Annotated in this window: 24 protein-coding genes and 1 other annotated feature; of the genes, 16 read left to right on the forward strand and 8 right to left on the reverse strand. The window is 54.5% G+C overall.

What is annotated here, in order from left to right:
* Positions 1-86: 86 nt before the first annotated feature.
* Together ghoS and pfkB are read right to left on the reverse strand one after the other, a co-directional pair.
* On the reverse strand, positions 87-377 hold the full coding sequence (gene ghoS / locus O1724_RS09985) for a type V toxin-antitoxin system endoribonuclease antitoxin GhoS (RefSeq protein WP_003857822.1): 291 nt from the start codon (positions 375-377) through the stop codon (positions 87-89).
* Positions 378-468: 91 nt separating this feature from the next.
* Positions 469-1,401 (reverse strand): 6-phosphofructokinase II, encoded by a 933-nt coding sequence (pfkB, locus tag O1724_RS09990; RefSeq protein ID WP_126296719.1) that lies wholly within the window; start codon positions 1,399-1,401, stop codon positions 469-471.
* 296 nt (positions 1,402-1,697) lie between these two features.
* Here pfkB and O1724_RS09995 point away from each other — a divergent pair, with 296 nt between their 5' ends.
* Positions 1,698-2,456, forward strand: a complete 759-nt coding sequence (locus tag O1724_RS09995) for a DUF481 domain-containing protein (RefSeq protein WP_026080717.1) — start codon at positions 1,698-1,700, stop codon at positions 2,454-2,456.
* Positions 2,457-2,719: 263 nt separating this feature from the next.
* On the forward strand, positions 2,720-2,950 hold the full coding sequence (locus O1724_RS10000; RefSeq protein ID WP_003857817.1) for a YdgH/BhsA/McbA family protein: 231 nt from the start codon (positions 2,720-2,722) through the stop codon (positions 2,948-2,950).
* Positions 2,951-3,099: 149 nt separating this feature from the next.
* Here O1724_RS10000 and yniD read toward each other — a convergent pair whose 3' ends face one another.
* The gene (gene yniD, locus O1724_RS10005; protein WP_003857815.1) at positions 3,100-3,207 is read right to left on the reverse strand and encodes a small membrane protein YniD; all 108 of its coding nucleotides are present in this window, start codon (positions 3,205-3,207) and stop codon (positions 3,100-3,102) included.
* Positions 3,208-3,305: 98 nt separating this feature from the next.
* Positions 3,306-3,398, reverse strand: a complete 93-nt coding sequence (gene yncL / locus O1724_RS10010) for a stress response membrane protein YncL (RefSeq protein ID WP_071785204.1) — start codon at positions 3,396-3,398, stop codon at positions 3,306-3,308.
* Positions 3,399-3,722: 324 nt separating this feature from the next.
* Here yncL and thrS point away from each other — a divergent pair, with 324 nt between their 5' ends.
* From thrS to selO, 14 genes are all read left to right on the forward strand, one after another.
* Complete coding sequence (gene thrS, locus O1724_RS10015) at positions 3,723-5,651, forward strand: threonine--tRNA ligase (protein WP_126296633.1); 1,929 nt, start codon at positions 3,723-3,725, stop codon at positions 5,649-5,651.
* A 3-nt stretch (positions 5,652-5,654) separates the two neighbouring features.
* Positions 5,655-6,197, forward strand: a complete 543-nt coding sequence (gene infC, locus O1724_RS10020) for a translation initiation factor IF-3 (RefSeq protein ID WP_023616141.1) — start codon at positions 5,655-5,657, stop codon at positions 6,195-6,197.
* A gap of 97 nt (positions 6,198-6,294) precedes the next feature.
* Positions 6,295-6,492, forward strand: a complete 198-nt coding sequence (gene rpmI / locus O1724_RS10025; protein WP_001124225.1) for a 50S ribosomal protein L35 — start codon at positions 6,295-6,297, stop codon at positions 6,490-6,492.
* A 50-nt stretch (positions 6,493-6,542) separates the two neighbouring features.
* Positions 6,543-6,899: a 50S ribosomal protein L20 gene (gene rplT / locus O1724_RS10030; RefSeq protein WP_000124850.1), complete on the forward strand. Its 357-nt coding sequence runs from the start codon at positions 6,543-6,545 to the stop codon at positions 6,897-6,899.
* Positions 6,900-7,016: 117 nt separating this feature from the next.
* Positions 7,017-7,141, forward strand: a sequence feature (Phe leader region).
* On the forward strand, positions 7,022-7,066 hold the full coding sequence (gene pheM, locus O1724_RS10035; protein WP_001386830.1) for a pheST operon leader peptide PheM: 45 nt from the start codon (positions 7,022-7,024) through the stop codon (positions 7,064-7,066). Its footprint overlaps the feature before it by 45 nt.
* Positions 7,142-7,203: 62 nt before the next feature.
* On the forward strand, positions 7,204-8,187 hold the full coding sequence (gene pheS, locus O1724_RS10040; protein ID WP_003857809.1) for a phenylalanine--tRNA ligase subunit alpha: 984 nt from the start codon (positions 7,204-7,206) through the stop codon (positions 8,185-8,187).
* Positions 8,188-8,202: 15 nt separating this feature from the next.
* Positions 8,203-10,590, forward strand: a complete 2,388-nt coding sequence (pheT, locus tag O1724_RS10045; protein WP_126296632.1) for a phenylalanine--tRNA ligase subunit beta — start codon at positions 8,203-8,205, stop codon at positions 10,588-10,590.
* 4 nt (positions 10,591-10,594) lie between these two features.
* On the forward strand, positions 10,595-10,894 hold the full coding sequence (ihfA, locus tag O1724_RS10050) for an integration host factor subunit alpha (RefSeq protein WP_003857805.1): 300 nt from the start codon (positions 10,595-10,597) through the stop codon (positions 10,892-10,894).
* A 103-nt stretch (positions 10,895-10,997) separates the two neighbouring features.
* Positions 10,998-11,978, forward strand: coding sequence for a vitamin B12 ABC transporter permease BtuC (btuC, locus tag O1724_RS10055; RefSeq protein ID WP_003857801.1), 981 nt, complete (start codon positions 10,998-11,000; stop codon positions 11,976-11,978).
* Positions 11,979-12,011: 33 nt separating this feature from the next.
* On the forward strand, positions 12,012-12,563 hold the full coding sequence (locus O1724_RS10060) for a glutathione peroxidase (protein WP_003857800.1): 552 nt from the start codon (positions 12,012-12,014) through the stop codon (positions 12,561-12,563).
* On the forward strand, positions 12,563-13,318 hold the full coding sequence (gene btuD, locus O1724_RS10065; RefSeq protein WP_045336628.1) for a vitamin B12 ABC transporter ATP-binding protein BtuD: 756 nt from the start codon (positions 12,563-12,565) through the stop codon (positions 13,316-13,318). Before O1724_RS10060 ends, btuD begins: the two co-directional genes overlap by 1 nt.
* Before the next feature lie 72 nt (positions 13,319-13,390).
* Positions 13,391-13,855 carry an NlpC/P60 family protein gene (locus tag O1724_RS10070; RefSeq protein WP_003857796.1) on the forward strand — a complete coding sequence of 155 codons (465 nt, stop codon included), beginning with the start codon at positions 13,391-13,393 and terminating at the stop codon, positions 13,853-13,855.
* Between the two features lie 294 nt (positions 13,856-14,149).
* A complete protein-coding gene (locus O1724_RS10075; protein ID WP_003857794.1) occupies positions 14,150-14,863 on the forward strand; it encodes an EAL domain-containing protein in 714 nt (237 codons plus the stop codon).
* 61 nt (positions 14,864-14,924) lie between these two features.
* A complete protein-coding gene (gene selO / locus O1724_RS10080) occupies positions 14,925-16,367 on the forward strand; it encodes a protein adenylyltransferase SelO (RefSeq protein ID WP_126296631.1) in 1,443 nt (480 codons plus the stop codon).
* Here selO and O1724_RS10085 read toward each other — a convergent pair.
* The 4 genes from O1724_RS10085 to chuS are packed head-to-tail and all read right to left on the reverse strand — an operon-like array spanning position 16,364 to position 19,971.
* Positions 16,364-17,143, reverse strand: a complete 780-nt coding sequence (locus tag O1724_RS10085; protein ID WP_126296630.1) for a heme ABC transporter ATP-binding protein — start codon at positions 17,141-17,143, stop codon at positions 16,364-16,366. The genes selO and O1724_RS10085 overlap by 4 nt on opposite strands.
* Positions 17,136-18,128 carry a FecCD family ABC transporter permease gene (locus O1724_RS10090; protein ID WP_032658176.1) on the reverse strand — a complete coding sequence of 331 codons (993 nt, stop codon included), beginning with the start codon at positions 18,126-18,128 and terminating at the stop codon, positions 17,136-17,138. The genes O1724_RS10085 and O1724_RS10090 overlap by 8 nt, the downstream gene beginning before the upstream one ends.
* On the reverse strand, positions 18,128-18,946 hold the full coding sequence (locus O1724_RS10095) for a heme/hemin ABC transporter substrate-binding protein (protein ID WP_003857788.1): 819 nt from the start codon (positions 18,944-18,946) through the stop codon (positions 18,128-18,130). Before O1724_RS10095 ends, O1724_RS10090 begins: the two co-directional genes overlap by 1 nt.
* Positions 18,943-19,971: a hematinate-forming heme oxygenase ChuS gene (gene chuS / locus O1724_RS10100; protein ID WP_023315933.1), complete on the reverse strand. Its 1,029-nt coding sequence runs from the start codon at positions 19,969-19,971 to the stop codon at positions 18,943-18,945. Before chuS ends, O1724_RS10095 begins: the two co-directional genes overlap by 4 nt.
* Positions 19,972-20,001: the final 30 nt, after the last annotated feature.

Genomic DNA, 20,001 nt, shown 5'->3' on the forward strand with positions numbered 1-20,001 from the left:
CTGCCAGATCATAAAGTTAGCGCAAAACGGCTATAAAAAAACAGGAACTAACGCACAACTGAGCGGTTTAATTTTATACAGGGCACTTATTGTTCTTTTTTATGCCAGTTTTCCCAGCTATCCACATCAATTTCCGTGGCTTTGTCAGTCACGCTTTCCACCAGGCTACTGGCCAGCGCCTTCACCTCTTCCTGACTCAGCGGGCTTATCAGGCCAAATGCCAGTGAGCCGAGATCGTGAATATTGCCCTCATCGTCCGTCAGCGTAAGCAGAAAATTGGCGCGCGTGAACGCGTTGTTGAGTTCATTCAGTTCGGTCAGCGACGCCTCATGAATATTCACGGTTACGACGTAGCGGGTGATATCACCACTGCTCATAATTCACCTCGTTGTTATCCTGAAAGTTTTCTTAGCATAGTCGATAAGCTCTGTTTAGCGACTTCCCCCTCCATGGGAAGGGGAATTAGGTTCAGCTTCTCTCGAGGTAATCGACAATTTTCTGGGTATCCGCAAGCGAACACAGACGCGTTCCCTGATTGATGGTGGCTGCACTCCCTGCCGCGACGCCATAGCGAGCCATCTCCAGAAGCGAAGCCCCCTGCGCCAGCTTCAGCACCATCGCGCCAACCATACTGTCACCGGCACCCACGGTGCTCTGGCTTTTCATCGGCGGTGGCACAACCTGCACAAAGCCCGTCTTATCGACGGCCAGCGCCCCCTGAGGACCGAGAGAAACAACAACGCGATGTGCTTTGCCCGTACGTACCAGCTCTTCTGCGGCAGTACGAACGTCATCAGGCTGGCTGAGTTCTCGATTAACCAGGGCACTGAGCTCTTTCTGGTTAGGTTTAACGAGTTCAAGTTGTCCGGGTTCTAACGCCGCCTTCAGGGCTTCGCCCGAGCTATCGACAACGCAGCGGATGCCGCGCTGGAGCGCCGCCTGAACCAGCGCCGTCAGTTTCTCTGTTTTGACGCCCGGCGGCAGGCTACCGCTGATCACCAGTAATGAGCCGCTTTCAATGGTCAGCACTTTCTCTTCCAGTTGACGAAACTCATCATCGGTCAATTTCGCCCCCGGCATCACAAAGCGATATTGCTCGCCGCTGGATTCAACATGGACATGCAGGTTCTGCCGGGTCCAGTCTTTAGCGTCGACGGTGTCTACGGCCACCTGTTCATCTGCCAGCAACGCCATCAGATGTTCTCCCGTGGCGCCGCCAGCGGGGAAGATGGCGGTGGCTTTTCCGCCGAGATGGGTAATAGCGCGCGCCACGTTGATGCCGCCGCCGCCCGGCTCAAACACCGGCGCGCTACAGCGCAGCTTACCTTCCGGGTAGATTTGCGGCGTCATGGTCGCGGAGTCGAGGGAAGGGGAGAGTGTCAGCGTATAAATCGAAGCCATCATGACCTCCTTTTATCATGGGTTCTTTTAAGCCTGGCACCGTTTGGCAGGAAGGCAACGTAAATAACAGTATGATTTTAAATATGAATGCTGACAAATAAGCTGCGCCGGGCATATAAAATAAAACGCGTTTTGGGATCGTTCTTATTCAAAAAATGAAAGAAGAAAATATTGCTATGTTATTTGCGGCTTTTTATAATTTGTTACCTTTCTATGGTCGCCTTGTCATTGATCCGCAAGAAAGTTTCCGAGACCGTGACGGTCTCTTTTTATGTTGTACGGACTCCTTAAATAAAATGAAGCTTTTGAAGACAGTACCCGCAGCACTGATGCTGGCGGGTGGCGTATTTGCGTCACTGAATGCAACCGCCGATGATACCGTTTTTACTGTCATGGACGATCCCTCCACTGCCAAAAAACCCTTTGAAGGTAATGTGAATGCCGGGTATCTGGCGCAATCCGGTAACACGAAAAGTTCCTCCCTGACCGCAGACAGCACCCTGACCTGGTACGGCAACACCACTGCCTGGTCGCTGTGGGGAAATGCCAGCAACACCTCTGCTAACGATCAACGCTCATCGGAGAAATACGCGGTAGGCGGACGTAGCCGATACAACATGACCGATTATGACTACCTGTTCGGGCAGGCGAGTTGGCTGACTGACCGCTACAACGGCTATCGCCAGCGTGATGTCGTAACTGCGGGTTATGGTCGTCAGTTCCTCAATGGGCCGGTGCACAGCCTGCGTTTTGAATTCGGTCCGGGTGTCCGTTACGACGAGTACACCAACGGCGAAGATGAAACCCAACCGCTGGGTTATGCATCGGGCACCTATGCATGGCAGATGACCGACAACGCAAAATTCACCCAGGGTGTGTCGGTGTTTGGTGCTGAAGATACAACGCTGAACTCAGAAAGTGCGTTGAACGTGGCGATCAATGAACACTTTGGACTCAAGGTGGCGTACAACGTAACCTGGAACTCATCCCCACCTGATTCTGCACCGGAACATACCGATCGCCGAACCACGATTTCATTAGGTTATAAAATGTAATATCGTCGGGCCGAGAATAATCCCGGCCCGTTTTTTATTTTCTGAAACTGTGCTTATTTATATTAAATGGCGTTTTAAAATAATGTGTCTGGTTTCATCTTCATAATTTCTCCATAATTAGCTGGCCAGGGCTTATTCAGTTTATTTGACACGAATTGATAAATAATTTGACTAGGCAAGAATGTGATCCAGATATACACTTACGGCACAGGCGAAAAACTTGCCTCAGGCATATCGCATTAAATAAGTATGAGAATAAAATTATGAAAAAAATCAAAACCGCTACAGCAGCGATGGTGCTTTCCGCACTTTCATTTGGCGTATTTGCTGCTGATAATACGCAACCTGCCAATGACGTTAACAGCCCAATCGGGATCGCTAAAGCCTCTGATGTAGAAGCAGGCTCCAACATTGCCCCTGGCACTCAGTCTACCGGCCAGTCAATGAATGATGCATTTGATGTACATAAGCTGGTGGCGGGTGAGTGGTCCTGATATTTCAACTGCCACGTGTGACGGAATATATACGCTGCCACAGCCTGTCGAAAACCGGATTATGACGTACCGGTTTTGGACCATAAATTATCGTAAAGATAGTTAAGATTTATTCAGTAAATTCACGGCAGGTTTTCGCTGACAAAATATTAGCCCCAGATCATAGCGGCCCAGCGCAGCAGCAACATCGCGCCGCAAATAGCAATTAACACCACGACCATTTTCCAGTGCTTCACGGCAAATCTTTTTGTTGGCATAACCTAATCCTTGTCAGTTGATACCCTTAGTCTACCAAAGTCTGCGCCAGAAAGCGCTCAACAAGGGAGAACAGGTTATGCCGGAACACCGGTTCGGCTTAAAACCAATGGAATCTGTCAGCCAGAATCAATACCAGGCCAGCAGCGGAAAGTAGATTTAATATCACAACGGTTCTACTCGATACGTTCATGTGATACCCCTTCGATGTTTAAGGACCAGATCAAGAATAGCTCAGCACTTTCGGATTGCGAGCACCCGTCAACAAAAGTTCATTAATGCAGACAACAGGATGTGCGGTTCAAAACGGTCGCTGGAAGGTGCATTCGCCCTGTCAATAGTGTTACCATTACGTCGCCTGTCGTAAACCCGCATTATTCTGAAATCGGCCGGTGAATGATGACGAACCAATTTGACGATTGTTGGTCAGATGGTTTCGTAATCTACTGTTTAATCACGATTATTTTCTTTGTATATGCTCTTATGTGTGGGGCATCACTGCAAATAAGGATATAAAATGCCTGTAATTACTCTTCCTGATGGCAGCCAACGCCATTTCGACCACGCTGTTAGCCCAATGGATGTTGCCCTGGATATCGGTCCTGGACTTGCAAAAGCAACCATTGCAGGCCGCGTAAACGGCGAGCTGGTAGACGCGTCCGATCTGATTGAAAGCGATGCAACGCTTGCGATCATCACCGCGAAAGACGAAGAAGGTCTGGAGATCATTCGTCACTCCTGCGCGCACCTGTTAGGCCATGCTATCAAGCAGCTGTGGCCAAACACCAAAATGGCGATCGGCCCGGTTATCGACAACGGTTTCTACTACGACGTTGACCTTGACCACACCCTGACCCAGGAAGATATCGACGCGCTCGAAAAACGTATGCACGAGCTCGCCGAAACTAACTATGACGTCATTAAGAAGAACGTCAGCTGGCACGAAGCGCGTGAAACCTTCGTGAAGCGCGGCGAGAGCTACAAAGTCTCGATTCTTGATGAAAACATCGCTCATGATGACAAGCCAGGCTTGTACCATCACCAGGAATACGTCGACATGTGCCGTGGTCCGCACGTGCCGAATATGCGCTTCTGTCATCACTTCAAACTGATGAAAATCGCAGGCGCTTACTGGCGTGGCGATAGCAACAACAAGATGTTGCAGCGTATCTATGGTACCGCGTGGGCCGATAAGAAAGCCCTGAACGCATACCTGCAACGCCTGGAAGAGGCGGCTAAGCGTGACCACCGTAAAATCGGTAAGCAGCTTGACCTGTATCATATGCAGGAAGAAGCGCCGGGGATGGTGTTCTGGCATAACGACGGCTGGACTATCTTCCGTGAACTGGAAACGTTCGTGCGCTCCAAGCTGAAAGAGTACCAGTATCAGGAAGTGAAGGGCCCGTTCATGATGGACCGTGTGCTGTGGGAAAAAACCGGCCACTGGGACAACTACAAAGATGCGATGTTCACCACTTCGTCTGAGAACCGTGAATACTGCATCAAGCCAATGAACTGCCCGGGCCACGTTCAGATCTTCAACCAGGGTCTGAAATCCTACCGCGATCTGCCGCTGCGTATGGCGGAGTTCGGTAGCTGCCACCGTAACGAGCCATCAGGTGCGCTGCACGGTCTGATGCGTGTTCGTGGCTTTACTCAGGATGATGCGCATATCTTCTGTACTGAAGATCAGGTCCGTGAAGAAGTTAACGCCTGTATTCGTATGGTCTACGATATGTACAGCACCTTTGGCTTCGAGAAGATCGTGGTCAAACTCTCAACGCGTCCGGAAAAACGTATCGGCAGCGATGAGACATGGGATCGCGCAGAGGCGGATCTCGCCGTAGCGCTGGAAGAGAACGGTATTCCGTTCGAATACCAGCTGGGCGAGGGCGCATTCTACGGTCCGAAAATTGAATTTACCCTGTATGACTGCCTCGATCGCGCATGGCAGTGCGGAACGGTACAGCTGGACTTCTCCCTGCCGCAGCGTTTAAGCGCCTCTTATGTTGGCGAAGACAACGAGCGTCAGGTGCCGGTTATGATTCACCGTGCGATTCTCGGTTCACTGGAGCGCTTCATCGGCATCCTGACCGAAGAGTTCGCAGGCTTCTTCCCAACCTGGCTTGCGCCAGTGCAGGTCGTGGTGATGAACATTACCGATTCTCAGGCGGATTACGTTAAAGAATTGACGCAGAAACTACAAAATGCGGGCATTCGCGTAAAAGCAGACTTGAGAAATGAGAAGATTGGCTTTAAAATCCGCGAGCACACTTTACGTCGTGTCCCGTATATGTTGGTCTGTGGTGATAAAGAGGTGGAAGCAGGCAAAGTTGCCGTTCGCACCCGCCGTGGTAAAGACCTGGGGAGCCTGGACGTAAGTGAAGTGATTGAGAAGCTGCAACAAGAGATTCGCAGCCGCAGTCTTCAACAACTGGAGGAATAAGGTATTAAAGGCGGAAAACGAGTTCAAACGGCACGTCCGAATCGTATCAATGGCGAGATTCGCGCCCAGGAAGTTCGCTTAACAGGTCTGGAAGGCGAGCAGCTGGGGATTGTGAGTCTGAGAGAAGCGATCGAAAAGGCTGAAGAAGCTGGAGTAGATTTAGTTGAAATCAGCCCTAACGCCGAACCGCCAGTTTGTCGTATCATGGACTACGGCAAGTTCCTTTATGAAAAGAGTAAGTCTTCTAAGGAACAGAAGAAGAAGCAAAAAGTTATCCAGGTTAAGGAAATCAAATTCCGTCCTGGTACCGACGATGGCGATTATCAGGTAAAACTCCGCAGCCTGATTCGCTTTCTGGAAGATGGCGATAAGGCCAAGATCACGCTGCGTTTCCGCGGTCGTGAGATGGCCCACCAACAGATTGGTATGGAAGTGCTTAACCGCGTCCGTGACGATCTGAGTGAACTGGCAGTAGTCGAATCCTTCCCTACGAAGATCGAAGGCCGCCAGATGATCATGGTGCTCGCTCCTAAGAAGAAACAGTAAGGCCTTCAAGCAGCAAAATCTGTGGAGCCTTCGGGTTTCATAGGTTTTGTTCGCCTATGTTTCGTTTATTTAACAATGCGAAGTGGAAGTTATTAAAATGCCAAAAATTAAGACCGTACGCGGTGCTGCTAAGCGCTTCAAAAAAACCGGTAAAGGTGGTTTTAAGCACAAGCACGCTAACCTGCGTCACATTCTGACTAAGAAAGCTACCAAGCGTAAACGTCACCTGCGTCCAAAAGCCATGGTTTCTAAAGGCGATCTGGGCCTGGTCATCGCGTGCCTGCCGTACGCATAAGTCGTTAACGTTTAACTTTTTTAACTTAGAATAGATACAGGAGAGCACACATGGCTCGCGTAAAACGTGGTGTAATTGCACGTGCACGTCACAAGAAAATTTTGAAACAAGCTAAAGGCTACTACGGTGCGCGTTCACGCGTATACCGCGTTGCCTTCCAGGCTGTTATCAAAGCAGGTCAGTACGCTTACCGTGACCGTCGTCAGCGTAAGCGTCAGTTCCGTCAACTGTGGATTGCGCGTATCAACGCAGCAGCACGTCAGAACGGTATTTCTTACAGCAAATTCATCAACGGCCTGAAAAAAGCCTCTGTTGAAATCGACCGTAAGATCCTGGCTGACATCGCAGTATTCGACAAAGTAGCGTTCACCGCTCTGGTCGAAAAAGCGAAAGCAGCACTGGCATAAGCCAGTTGAGAGAGGGGGCTTTGCCTCCTCTTTTCATTTAACACCATCAGAAGATTGACATTTATCCGTGCAGGCTTTTCAATAAGGTCTTAACGGTTTTTACCCTACAAGGTAACGCAAGCATGAATGCTGCTATTTTCCGCTTCTTCTTTTACTTTAGCACCTGACTTCAGGAGGCTAGCGCGTGAAAGATGAAACGAAAAACAGCGCCAGATAAGCCTCCCGATGGAGGCTTTTTTTGTGCCTGAAGTTAAGAGAATACGTCCAACAATTCGGTGTCTGCACCGACATAATGAGGAAAACCATGTCACATCTCGCAGAGCTGGTTGCCAGTGCAACGGCCGCCATTAACCAGGCCTCAGATGTTGCCGCGTTAGACAATGTCCGCGTCGAATATCTGGGCAAGAAAGGGCATTTGACCCTTCAGATGACTACCCTGCGTGAACTGCCAGCAGAGGAGCGCCCGGCAGCCGGTGCAGTGATTAACGAAGCCAAAGAGCAGGTACAGCAGGCGCTGAACGCGCGTAAAGCCGAGCTGGAAAGCGCAGTACTGAATGCGCGTCTGGCGGCAGAAACGATTGACGTTTCTCTGCCGGGTCGTCGTATTGAAAACGGCGGTCTGCATCCGGTTACCCGTACTATCGATCGTATTGAAAGTTTCTTCGGTGAGCTCGGCTTTACCGTGGCGACTGGCCCGGAAATTGAAGATGATTACCATAACTTCGATGCCCTCAACATTCCTGGCCATCATCCGGCACGTGCTGACCACGACACTTTCTGGTTTGACGCTACCCGTCTGCTGCGTACCCAGACTTCCGGCGTTCAGATCCGTACCATGAAGGAACAGGAACCGCCTATCCGCATCATCGCGCCGGGTCGCGTCTATCGTAACGACTACGATCAGACCCACACCCCAATGTTCCACCAGATGGAAGGTCTGATTGTTGATAAAAACATCAGCTTCACCAACCTGAAAGGCACGCTGCACGATTTCCTGAACAACTTTTTTGAGGAAGATTTGCAGGTTCGCTTCCGTCCGTCCTACTTCCCGTTCACCGAACCGTCTGCGGAAGTTGACGTGATGGGTAAAAACGGTAAATGGCTGGAAGTGCTGGGCTGCGGCATGGTGCATCCAAACGTGCTGCGCAACGTGGGTATCGATCCAGAAGTGTATTCCGGCTTTGCGTTCGGTATGGGCATGGAGCGTCTGACCATGCTGCGCTACGGCGTAACCGATTTACGTGCGTTCTTCGAAAACGATCTGCGTTTCCTCAAACAGTTTAAATAAGGGCAGGACAGAACAATGAAATTCAGTGAACTGTGGTTACGCGAATGGGTGAACACCACGCTGGACAGCGACGCGCTTTCCAACCAGATCACCATGGCGGGTCTGGAAGTTGACGGTGTAGAGCCGGTTTCTGGCGCCTTCACCGGCGTGGTCGTGGGCGAAGTGGTTGAATGCGGTCAGCACCCTAACGCTGACAAACTGCGCGTAACAAAAGTCAATGTGGGCGGTGATCGTCTGCTGGATATCGTCTGCGGTGCGCCAAACTGCCGTCAGGGCCTGAAAGTGGTCGTGGCGACCGTCGGTGCGGTACTGCCGGGCGATTTCAAAATCAAAGCGGCTAAGCTGCGCGGTGAGCCGTCTGAAGGTATGCTGTGCTCCTTCTCCGAACTGGGTATTTCCGACGATCACTCCGGCATTATTGAACTGCCGCAGGATGCGCCAGTCGGTACCAATATCCGCGAATACCTGAAGCTTGATGACAACACCATCGAAATCAGCGTAACGCCAAACCGTGCCGACTGCTTAGGCATCATCGGTGTGGCCCGCGACGTGGCCGTGCTAAACCAGACCGAACTGAACGTGCCGGAGATCGCGCCGGTTGAGGCAACCATCAGTGACGTGCTGCCGATTCAGGTAGACGCGCCTGAGGCCTGCCCACGCTACCTCGGTCGTGTGGTGAAAGGTATTAACGTTAAAGCGCCAACCCCGCTGTGGATGAAAGAGAAACTGCGTCGCTGCGGTATCCGTTCTATCGACGCCGTGGTTGACGTCACCAACTATGTTCTGCTGGAGCTGGGCCAGCCAATGCACGCCTTTGATAAAGATCGTATCGAAGGTGGGATCGTCGTGCGCATGGCGAAAGAGGGCGAAACCCTGGTTCTGCTGGACGGCAGCGAAGCGAAACTGAACGCCGACACCCTGGTGATTGCCGATCACAACAAAGCGCTGGCGATGGGCGGTATCTTCGGCGGCGAGCACTCTGGCGTTAACGACGAGACGCAAAACGTCCTGCTGGAATGCGCGTTCTTCAGCCCGCTCTCCATCACCGGCCGCGCACGCCGTCACGGTCTGCACACTGATGCTTCTCATCGCTACGAGCGTGGCGTGGATCCTGCGCTGCAATACAAAGCGATGGAGCGTGCGACTCGCCTGCTGATCGATATCTGCGGCGGTGAAGCGGGTCCGGTAATTGATGTGACCAACGAAGCGACACTGCCGAAGCGTGCGACCATTACCCTGCGCCGCAGCAAGCTGGATCGCCTGATTGGTCACCACGTTGCCGATGCGCAGGTGACCGACATTTTGACGCGTCTGGGCTGCGAAGTCACTGAAGGTCAGGACGAGTGGAAAGCCGTTGCGCCATCCTGGCGTTTCGACATGGAGATCGAAGAAGATCTGGTGGAAGAAGTGGCCCGCGTTTACGGCTACAACAACATCCCTGACGAGCCGGTGCAGGCGGGTCTGGTGATGGGCAGCCATCGCGAGGCCGATCTGTCTCTGAAGCGTGTGAAAACCATGCTGAACGACAAAGGCTACCAGGAAGTGATCACCTACAGCTTCGTTGATCCTAAGCTGCAACAGCTGATCCACCCGGGTCAGGAAGCGCTGATCCTGCCAAGTCCGATTTCCAGCGAGATGTCAGCGATGCGTCTGTCCCTGTGGACGGGACTGCTGGGCACTATCGTTTATAACCAGAACCGTCAGCAAAACCGCGTGCGTATTTTCGAAAGCGGTTTGCGCTTTGTACCGGATACTCAGGCGAATTTAGGCATCCGTCAGGATCTCATGCTGGCCGGCGCCATCAGCGGTAACCGCTATGAAGAGCATTGGGACCTGGCAAAAGGGACAGTTGATTTCTACGATATGAAGGGCGATCTGGAAGCAATTCTCGATCTGACCGGTAAATTATCCGAAATTGAATTCCGCGCAGAAGCGATTCCAGCCCTGCATCCGGGTCAGAGTGCGGCGATCTATTTAGACGGCAAACGTGTTGGTTTCATTGGGGTTGTTCACCCGGAACTGGAACGTAAGCTGGATCTGAATGGCCGTACCATCGTATTCGAACTGGAGTGGAACCCGGTTGCAGACCGCGTCATTCCTCAGGCGCAGGACGTCTCACGCTTCCCGGCAAACCGCCGTGATATCGCGGTTGTGGTCGCTGAAAATGTGCCCGCAGCAGATATTTTGGCCGAATGTAAGAAAGTTGGCGTAAATCAGGTAGTTGGCGTAAACTTATTTGACGTGTACCGCGGCAAGGGCGTAGCAGAAGGTTTCAAGAGCCTCGCTATTAGCCTTATCCTTCAGGATACCAGCCGTACACTCGAAGAAGAGGAGATTGCCGCTACCGTCGCCAAATGTGTAGAGGCATTAAAAGAGCGATTCCAGGCATCATTGAGGGATTGAACCTATGGCGCTTACAAAAGCTGAAATGTCAGAATATCTGTTTGATAAGCTTGGGCTTAGCAAACGGGATGCCAAAGAGCTGGTAGAGCTGTTTTTCGAAGAGATCCGTCGTGCTCTGGAAAATGGTGAGCAGGTTAAACTCTCCGGCTTTGGCAATTTTGATTTGCGAGACAAAAACCAACGTCCGGGCCGTAACCCGAAGACGGGGGAAGATATTCCCATTACAGCCCGCCGCGTGGTGACCTTCAGACCCGGACAGAAGTTAAAAAGCCGTGTCGAAAACGCAACGCCCAAAGCAGAGTAATATGAACTAACTAAAAAGGCCGCTCACGCGGCCTTTTTTCTTTGCGCTATTTGCTAAACCCGCCGTAAAATCAATGATATCTCAACCGGATAACCTATCGTCTATGCTTGATCTTGCCCGTCTTCAGCACCGCTCCGATCTCCGCCGCCTGTGTCTGCTCGGGGTGCTGTTGATTGTCTCCACCACCGTCAGCCTGTGCGCGGGCGATCGGTGGCTGGGGCCGGAAAGCTGGTTTACGCCTGAAGGGCAGCTCTTTGTCTGGCAGATCCGCCTGCCGCGGACGCTGGCTGTCCTTTTAGTCGGCGCTGCGCTGGCGCTGTGCGGTACGATCATGCAGGCATTATTTGAAAACCCTCTGGCGGAACCCGGGCTTCTCGGGGTCTCGAATGGTGCAGGCGTCGGGCTTATCGCCGCCGTGATGTTGGGGGGAGGCGAGCTCTCCGGCTGGGGGATTAGCCTCAGCGCCATCCTTGGCGCGCTGTTGATAACCCTTATCCTTCTGCGCTTTGCTCGTCGCCATTTATCCACCAGCCGGCTGCTACTTGCCGGGGTAGCGTTGGGGATCATCTGTAGTGCGCTGATGACCTGGGCCGTCTACTTTTCTACCTCCTTCGATCTGCGCCAGTTAATGTACTGGATGATGGGGGGATTTGGGGGTGTTGACTGGCGTCAGGGGTGGCTGATGGTGCTCCTGATCCCGGTTATCCTGTGGATGGTGTTCCAGGCGCAGCCGCTGAATATTCTCGCGCTGGGCGAAACGTCTGCTCGCCAGCTCGGGATGCCGATTGGATTCTGGCGCAACGTGCTGGTTATCGCCATCGGCTGGATGGTGGGCGTAAGCGTGGCGCTTGCGGGGGCGATTGGCTTTATTGGGCTGGTGATCCCGCATATGCTGCGTCTGTGCGGCATTACGGACCACCGAACCCTGCTCCCGGCCTCGGCGGTTGCCGGGGCGGCAACGCTGCTGGTTGCCGATATCATCGCCCGACTCGCCCTGACGGCCGCTGAGTTGCCCATAGGCGTGGTGACCGCAACGCTGGGCGCGCCGGTCTTTATCTGGCTACTATTAAAAGCTGGACGTTAAAACACAACCTGTAAGTCAACCTGAGGGAATGCTATGCAGTCTGATATTCTGAATACCGAAGTGACGACCATTGACGGCGAGAAAACCACGCTGGTAGGCTACAAGGGCAAGGTGCTGCTCATCGTGAACGTGGCGTCAAAATGTGGCCTTACGCCGCAGTATGAACAGCTGGAAAACATTCATAAAGCCTGGGAAAAAGACGGCTTTACCGTACTCGGCTTCCCGTGCAACCAGTTCCTGGGCCAGGAGCCGGGCAGCGAAGAGGAAATTAAGACCTTTTGCAGCACAACCTATGGCGTGACGTTCCCGATGTTCAGCAAAATTGACGTGAACGGGGAAAATCGTCATCCGCTGTATGCCAAACTGGTGGCCGCGGCGCCGACCGCCGTTGCGCCTGAAGAGAGTGGTTTCTATGAGCGTATGGCGAGTAAAGGCCGCGCGCCGCTCTATCCGGACGATATTCTGTGGAACTTCGAAAAATTCCTGATTGGACGTGACGGTCAGGTCGTGCAGCGTTTTTCGCCTGACATGACGCCGGAAGATCCTATCGTGATGGAATCAATCAAGCTGGCGCTGGCGAAATAATGACGCTGCTGATGCAGCTCACGGACGTTGCCGGGAAGGGACGTCTTGAGCCTGTGACTGCCGCAGTCAACGCAGGTGAAATCCTTCACCTGGTTGGGCCAAACGGCGCCGGAAAAAGCACGCTGCTGGCGCGTATGGCGGGGCTGACCACCGGGGAAGGAGAGATAACCTTTCTCGGGCAATCGCTCGTCGACTGGCTACCCGCTACACTTGCCTCCCGTCGAGGCTACCTGGTTCAGCAGCAGGTTCCGCCCTTTGCGATGCCCGTCTGGCACTACCTGACGCTGCATCTGTCTGATAAAAATCAGGTGGGCTTGCTCAACGAGGTTGCTGCGGCGCTCGGGTTAGACGATAAGCTCACCCGGCAGGCAAATCAGCTTTCCGGCGGCGAGTGGCAGCGCGTGCGTCTGGCCGCCGTTATCCTTCAGATCCATCCGGCGGGAAATCCTCACGGGCGGATGCTGCTGCTGGACGAGCCGATGAGCGGGCTGGACGTTGCCCAACAGGCAGCGCTGGATACCCTGCTCAGCGCGCTATGTCGCAAGGGGATCGCCATTGTGATGAGCAGCCATGATTTAAACCATACGTTGCGCCACGCGCATCGGGTGTGGTTGCTGGCGCGTGGCAAACTGATTGCCAGCGGAACGCGCGACAACGTGCTGACGGCCGCCAATCTTGCGAGCGCTTACCACATGTCGTTCCGGAGGCTGGATATTGAAGGCCACAAGATGCTCATTTCCACGGCGCAGGAATAACCTTTCTTGCACAGTCGCATAGATGCACGCTAAATTACCGAAAGAACAAAAAAAGCAGAGGATTCGTCTGAAATGCGATTCTGGTTTCTCCTTGTTGCGGCGCTATTTCTTGCAGGATGCAGCAGCCATCATGCACCTCCGCCCAACCCACGGCTTTCCGATTCCATTACGGTCATTGCCAGCCTGAACGATCAGCTCAGCAACTGGCGCGGCACCCCTTATCGCTACGGCGGCATGAGCCGGGGCGGGGTGGATTGCTCAGGATTCGTGCTGATGACCTTCCGCGATAAATTTGACCTCCAGCTTCCGCGAGAAACGCGTATGCAGGCGAAAATCGGTACTGAAATTGATAAAGACGAACTCCTGCCCGGCGATCTGGTCTTTTTTAAAACGGGCTCCGGTGAAAGCGGCCTTCATGTCGGCATTTATGACACCGATAATCAGTTCATTCATGCCTCGACCAGCCGTGGCGTGATGCGCTCCTCTCTGGATAATGTTTACTGGCGTAAAAACTTCTGGCAGGCCAGACGTATTTAACCGCTGCATATAAATGCAGTGCGGAGGGCCTGGCGGTGAAAATAGACGTCAGGCTTTTCTTGCGGGTTGATTAAAGTTAAATTTTTTGCCCAATTATTTATGTCCGCATGTGCCTGTTTTATCTAAAACTGGCTATTATTCAATAACCAGGATAAAATTAATTAAGATTCAGGGAAAAATCTGAAAATTAATACGGAAAGAATGAAATTAATCTTATTAAAATCAAGACAGTGGAATTGTGCCTGCAATTGCTCCAGAGATGTTCTCTCTCATCTTTAATGCAGGACAAGCGCGATGATTATTACGCTAGATAATGCTTACCAGTCTGAACTTTTACTCCTTCCGGCGCGTGATAGTGCAGGTTTGCTTAAAGGTTTAGAGATTTTGGTTAACTTTACTGGCGTGGGTGCGGACGTACGGATCCCGACTGAACTGGTTATCCCCCATCTTTCTCAGGAAGATGAATTAGCGCTGTTTCAGGAGAAACTACAATTACTCGATACCTGTAAGCTATTTTTTATTCAGCATCAGTTAATTGCATGGATCAATATTACACCTGCAATTGTTGAGTTTTTATTAACTAATGAGAACGCTGTTTCAATCCTTGAACGATATCCGTTTCTTGAGTTTACTGTTAATGAGAACTATCCAGGTTTAAATAACGGGAAAGACGATCCCTGTCTGGCAAGAATGGCGATCCATTTCCCCTTAGTGCTGGCTAACTTCGGTGCAGGGGCTGCGTCCCTTAAGCCGGTTTATGATGGTCTGTTCAAACGGGTGGTTCTGGATAAAAACTTTATCCAGCAGCGTGTCTCGGCACTCTCGTTTGAGCCTTTTATGCGCGCTATTCTCTGGCAGATCGCGCCGCACTGTCAGTCGGTCATGGTCTCGGGAATTGACGATCACGGCATCTTACAACGCGTGCTGCCATTCAATTTTGGTGCAATGCAGGGAAGCCTGTGGCCTGCCGTCCCGGCAGAGCGGGTCACGACTCTCGTACAGCAATAACCCCTTTCTTCGCCCGTGTTTACGTCCAGGGAAACCCTCTACACTTAAAGCAGGAGGACTTATGACCCTGTCTTTTACTGCTCACTGGCACGATGAATTACCCGGCTTTTACACCGCGCTTAAGCCAACGCCTTTACAAAACGCGCGTCTTATCTGGCATAACGATGCATTAGCGGATTCGCTTGGCATCCCTTCGACGCTTTTTCAGCCAGAAAAAGGCGCCGGCGTCTGGGGCGGCGAAACGCTGCTTCCGGGCATGAAGCCGCTGGCTCAGGTCTACAGCGGACATCAGTTTGGCGTCTGGGCGGGACAGCTCGGCGATGGCCGCGGTATCCTGCTGGGTGAACAAGTTCTGCCGAATGGCGAAACGCTCGACTGGCACCTGAAAGGGGCAGGGCTAACCCCATACTCACGCATGGGAGATGGCCGCGCGGTGCTGCGTTCAACCATACGTGAAGGTCTGGCTTCCGAGGCGATGCACGCTCTGGGGATCCCTACCTCACGTGCGCTGTCCATTGTCACCAGCGACACGCCGGTGGCCCGCGAAACGATGGAGCAGGGAGCGATGCTGGTCCGCGTGGCGGAAAGCCATCTGCGTTTCGGTCATTTTGAACACTTCTACTATCGCCGTGAGCCGGATAAAGTCCGCCAGCTTGCCGATTACGCTCTTCGTCGTCACTGGCCGCACCTGCAAAACGAGCCGGACCGCTATGTTCTCTGGTTCCGTGATATTGTTGCGCGCACCGCCGCAATGATTGCCCGCTGGCAGGCCGTCGGCTTTGCCCACGGGGTGATGAACACCGACAACATGTCCCTGTTAGGGCTGACGTTTGACTACGGTCCGTACGGCTTCCTTGATGACTATCAGCCGGGTTACATCTGTAACCATTCGGACTATCAGGGGCGTTACCGTTTCGACAACCAGCCTGCGGTGGGGCTGTGGAACCTTCAGCGGCTTGCACAAAGCCTGTCGCCGTTTATCGACGTTGATGCCCTGAACGATGCGCTGGACAGCTATCAGGAGGTCCTGCTGCGGGAATACGGTGTGTTAATGCGCACCAGGCTGGGGCTGATGACGCAGGAAAAAGGCGATAACGCGCTGCTGAATGGGCTGTTTGCCATCATGGCGCGTGAAGGCAGCGACTATACCCGAACCTTCCGTATGCTGAGTCAGACAGCGCAGCAGAGCGCCGCGTCACCGCTGCGCGACGAGTTCGTCGATCGACAGGCGTTTGATGACTGGTTTGCCGCTTACCGGGCGCGTTTACAGCAGGAACAAATTGATGACGATACCCGCCAGGCGCGGATGAAGGCGGTTAACCCGGCGATGGTATTGGGCAACTGGCTGGCGCAGCGGGCCATTGAGCAGGCAGAGCAGGGGGACTATACCGAGCTGCATCGGCTACATATCGCCCTGCGCACGCCGTTTGCCGACCGGGAGGATGACTATGTCAGCCGCCCGCCGGACTGGGGCAAGCGGCTGGAAGTGAGCTGCTCAAGCTAAGGGGCGAGAAAAACCTGCGGCGCGGCGTGCGCCGGATGTCTGCCGACGTGCACCTGCGCACCGTACCAGCGTGCCAGCGCGTCGGCCTGCAAAACCTTCTCCGGTATGCCCTGAGAAACAATCCTGCCGTTGTGTAACAGCAGGATCCGGTCCGACCATAATGCGGCAAGATTGAGATCGTGCAGCACCACGCAGGCGTGAAGATGGCCCTGACGGGTCAGCGATTTCAACAGGCGCAGCAGATGCTGCTGGTGGTAGAGATCCAGCGCGGAAGAGGGTTCGTCGAGAAACAGCCAGCCGCGTGGCGTTCCGTCACGCCACAGCTGCGCCAGCGCGCGGGCGAGCTGGACGCGCTGTTGCTCGCCCCCCGAGAGGGCATGATAGCGCCTGCCGGCCAGCGGCAGGCAACCGGTCAGCTGCAACACCTCACGCACAATTGACGGTTCCGGGTGACGCGTCCAGGGCGCACGCCCCATTCCAACGATCTCCTCCACCTGCCAGTCAAATTCAGGCTGAGATTGCTGGCGCATCACCGCCCGATAGCGCGACAGCACCTGCGGATGCCATTCATCCAGCGCTTTTCCCGCCAGCGAACAGCCTCCGCTGTCGGGTTTCAGATAGCCGGTCAGCAGCCGCAGCAGCGTGGATTTCCCCGCGCCGTTGGGGCCGATCAATGTAACCAGCTCTCCCTGCGACAGTGACACCGAAACGTTATCTGTCAGCGTGCGGCCAGACCGGGTAAAAGTCAGATTTTCAGCCGTATAACGTTCAGCCATGCTGTTCTCCACGACGAAAAATGAGCCATAAGAACCAGGGAGCGCCAAGGATACTGGTGAGCAGGCCGACCGGCATTTCTGCCGGGGCGACCAGGGTGCGCGCGACCGTATCCGCCACCAGCAGCAGTAAAGCGCCCGCGAGTACCGTGCCGGGGAGGGTTGCCCGGTGATCGGCGCCCAACCACATGCGCATCAGGTGCGGCACCACGAGTCCGACAAAGCCAATCACGCCGCTGACGGCGACAGCCGCAGCGACCAGCAGGGCGCTGCATAACAGTAATATTCGCTGTACAAGGGCAACGTCCACGCCAAGGTAATGCGCTTCCTCTTCACCCAGTTGCAGTAAATTTAACGCACTGGCACAGCGCCAGATCGCCAGAGCGGCAGGCACCATCAGCGAGGTCACGGCGAGCAGCGTGGACCACTGCGCCTGACCAAGACTTCCCATTCCCCAGAGTGAAAGCTGACGCAGCTGGGCGTCATTGCTGACCCACGAAAGCACACCTACTGCCGCACCGCACAGGGCATTGATGGCGATACCCACCAGCAACAGACGTGACAGAGAGGTGTCATGCTGCTTGCTGAGCAGGAAGATCACGCCTGTGGCTGCCAGCGCTCCAAAAAATGCCGCCAGCATAGGGGCGTAAAGCATCACCAGCGCGGGCAGCGCAAGCGGGAGCACCACCCACAGGGCGACGGCCAGCGCCGCACCGCTGCTGATCCCGAGCAGGCCCGGGTCGGCAAGCGAATTGCGGAACAGCCCCTGCATGACGCAGCCGGCGAGCGCCAGCGACCCGCCAATCACCAGCGCCAGCAGCACGCGGGGCAGACGGATGGTGAGCCAGATCTGGCGTAGCGTCTCATCGCTGCCGCTCCACAGCACGTTCACCGGCAGGCGTAACGCCCCAAAACCGGTAGCCATGATCGTCATGACGATAAGCGACCCCGCCAGAAGCCATAACGATAACGTGATGCGCCGGGACATCAGGGCAGTTGCTCCGCTCTGGCACGCAGCTGTTGTATGGCTTTCGGCGTGCGGACGCTGAAGCCCAGCAGGGCCATGTCATCAATAGCCAGCACCTGCTTGCTTCGTCCCGCTGGCGTTTGCGCCAGACCGGGCAGTTTCCACAGATTTTCTTCGCCGCCCAGCGCGTTAAGGCCCTCCTGCGAAATCACCACCAGATCCGGCTGGCTGGCCATCACCCCCTCCTGGGAAAGCGGCTGATAGCGGGTAAAGCCCTGCATGGCGTTCTGCAACCCGGCGGCGCGTATTGCCGCATCCGCACCGGTCTGTTGCCCGGCCGCCATTGCGGTCATTCCGCCGTGGCTGAGGATAAACAGCACCCGCTTGTTGAGCGGTGTTGAGGGCAGTGCCGCCAGCGCCTGACGCAGCGAGTTGCGCAGGGTTTCCCCTTGCGCCTCATGATGCGTCGCCTGAGCTATCACCCGTACTTTTTCGTCAATCGCGCGCAGGTCAGGCGTGCCGGGAACGGTAACCACCCGGACGTGGCTCTGTTCAACCTGCTTCAGCGCCAGAGAGGGCTGCGCCTGGTCGCTTGCCAGCACCAGCGTCGGGCGTACGGACAAAATCCCCTCCGCATTCAGCTGGCGAAGATACCCCACGTCAGGCAGCGCGTTTGTCGCCTGCGGCCACTGGCTGGTACTGTCGCGCGCAACCAGAGAAGACTCCGCGCCGAGGGCGTAGACGATCTCCGTCACATCGCCGCCGAGGGCGACAATTCTCTCCGGCGCGGCGACGGCGACCAGCGGCAGGGCACAGAGCAGGGCAAACCAGTTTTTCATGCCGCCAGCCCTTCCGGCGTCAGGGCGTCAATCTGGCGACGCCACTGGCTCTGCTCAGGCTCGCCTTCGGTACGCTGCCCATAGAGCTGGGCGATCTGAGTGCCATCCGCAGCAAACAGCTCCAGGCTGGTAACGTGTCCGTCCGCCGTAGGTTTACGCGTTACCCACGTCTCGGCGATAGTCTCCTCCAGCAGATGCAGGGTAAAGGTTGGGTTGAAGATGTTCAGCCAGCCTTTCATGGGCGTCAGTTTTTCCACCACACCGGTGAAAATCTGCACGCAGCCGCGGTTGCCGACGAAGATCATGATTTCGTTTCTGTCCTGTCGCGCCGTCTCCAGCAGCTGTGCCAGCGCGCTGTTATCCACCTTACAGGCCAGATCGTCACTCACCAGACGAAACGCCTGCTGGCGGCTCAGGTTATGGCGCTTCAGTAAGCTAAAGAACTGATGCACGTCGGTCATGGCGCGCCACTCTTTCTCCACCGAGCCTGCATCAGCACCGTCGGAATGCGCAGGGGACTCGACAGCCTTTAGCGCCAGAGCGGGGTTATCGGCAATGATAAAACGGGTCAGCACGTCGCCCCAGGCGGCAACGTCGGTGTGATCCGTGGTGTAGACCTTAAGTAAAGCGTCGCCCTGATGATCGAAGAACTGAATGCTCTGACGTTCGCCGCGGGAGGTCGTTTCACTTATGTGAAACGCGCTCGCCCACTGGTTGAGGAACAAACGCAGATCCAGCGCACGCGGATTTAGCACCAGCCCGGCGTGGCCGCCGAGGTGCTGGTTAGTAAACGCTCCGATCTGTTCATGAACGGCGTATTCGTTACGGCAGATGCATTTGGTTTCCCCCACCGACTCCAGCGCCGCCAGAATCTCACGGATTTCACCGCGCAGCCGCCAGGCGTCGTGTCCAACACGCGCAAATGCCAGCTCTGCTTCGCTGATGTGCATTAATCCGGCGATATCACGGGCGTACTTACCCGGATGTTCTTCTTTAAGCTCAAGCCAGCGTGTGTAGTGACCCATAATCTTATCCTTCTGAATCGTTGCCCCGAA

The sequence above is a fragment of the Enterobacter cloacae complex sp. HYC074_NIDB genome (genome assembly GCF_056673345.1).

Excerpts from the sequence above, each read along its gene's own strand:
- ghoS (WP_003857822.1), bottom strand. The coding sequence starts at position 377 with ATGAGCAGTGGTGATATCACCCGCTACGTCGTAACCGTGAATATTCAT.
- pfkB (WP_126296719.1), bottom strand. The coding sequence starts at position 1,401 with ATGGCTTCGATTTATACGCTGACACTCTCCCCTTCCCTCGACTCCGCG.
- O1724_RS09995 (WP_026080717.1), top strand. The coding sequence starts at position 1,698 with ATGAAGCTTTTGAAGACAGTACCCGCAGCACTGATGCTGGCGGGTGGC.
- O1724_RS10000 (WP_003857817.1), top strand. The coding sequence starts at position 2,720 with ATGAAAAAAATCAAAACCGCTACAGCAGCGATGGTGCTTTCCGCACTT.
- yniD (WP_003857815.1), bottom strand. The coding sequence starts at position 3,207 with ATGCCAACAAAAAGATTTGCCGTGAAGCACTGGAAAATGGTCGTGGTG.
- yncL (WP_071785204.1), bottom strand. The coding sequence starts at position 3,398 with ATGAACGTATCGAGTAGAACCGTTGTGATATTAAATCTACTTTCCGCT.
- thrS (WP_126296633.1), top strand. The coding sequence starts at position 3,723 with ATGCCTGTAATTACTCTTCCTGATGGCAGCCAACGCCATTTCGACCAC.
- rpmI (WP_001124225.1), top strand. The coding sequence starts at position 6,295 with ATGCCAAAAATTAAGACCGTACGCGGTGCTGCTAAGCGCTTCAAAAAA.
- rplT (WP_000124850.1), top strand. The coding sequence starts at position 6,543 with ATGGCTCGCGTAAAACGTGGTGTAATTGCACGTGCACGTCACAAGAAA.
- pheS (WP_003857809.1), top strand. The coding sequence starts at position 7,204 with ATGTCACATCTCGCAGAGCTGGTTGCCAGTGCAACGGCCGCCATTAAC.
- pheT (WP_126296632.1), top strand. The coding sequence starts at position 8,203 with ATGAAATTCAGTGAACTGTGGTTACGCGAATGGGTGAACACCACGCTG.
- ihfA (WP_003857805.1), top strand. The coding sequence starts at position 10,595 with ATGGCGCTTACAAAAGCTGAAATGTCAGAATATCTGTTTGATAAGCTT.
- btuC (WP_003857801.1), top strand. The coding sequence starts at position 10,998 with ATGCTTGATCTTGCCCGTCTTCAGCACCGCTCCGATCTCCGCCGCCTG.
- O1724_RS10060 (WP_003857800.1), top strand. The coding sequence starts at position 12,012 with ATGCAGTCTGATATTCTGAATACCGAAGTGACGACCATTGACGGCGAG.
- btuD (WP_045336628.1), top strand. The coding sequence starts at position 12,563 with ATGACGCTGCTGATGCAGCTCACGGACGTTGCCGGGAAGGGACGTCTT.
- O1724_RS10070 (WP_003857796.1), top strand. The coding sequence starts at position 13,391 with ATGCGATTCTGGTTTCTCCTTGTTGCGGCGCTATTTCTTGCAGGATGC.
- O1724_RS10075 (WP_003857794.1), top strand. The coding sequence starts at position 14,150 with ATGATTATTACGCTAGATAATGCTTACCAGTCTGAACTTTTACTCCTT.
- selO (WP_126296631.1), top strand. The coding sequence starts at position 14,925 with ATGACCCTGTCTTTTACTGCTCACTGGCACGATGAATTACCCGGCTTT.
- O1724_RS10085 (WP_126296630.1), bottom strand. The coding sequence starts at position 17,143 with ATGGCTGAACGTTATACGGCTGAAAATCTGACTTTTACCCGGTCTGGC.
- O1724_RS10090 (WP_032658176.1), bottom strand. The coding sequence starts at position 18,128 with ATGTCCCGGCGCATCACGTTATCGTTATGGCTTCTGGCGGGGTCGCTT.
- O1724_RS10095 (WP_003857788.1), bottom strand. The coding sequence starts at position 18,946 with ATGAAAAACTGGTTTGCCCTGCTCTGTGCCCTGCCGCTGGTCGCCGTC.
- chuS (WP_023315933.1), bottom strand. The coding sequence starts at position 19,971 with ATGGGTCACTACACACGCTGGCTTGAGCTTAAAGAAGAACATCCGGGT.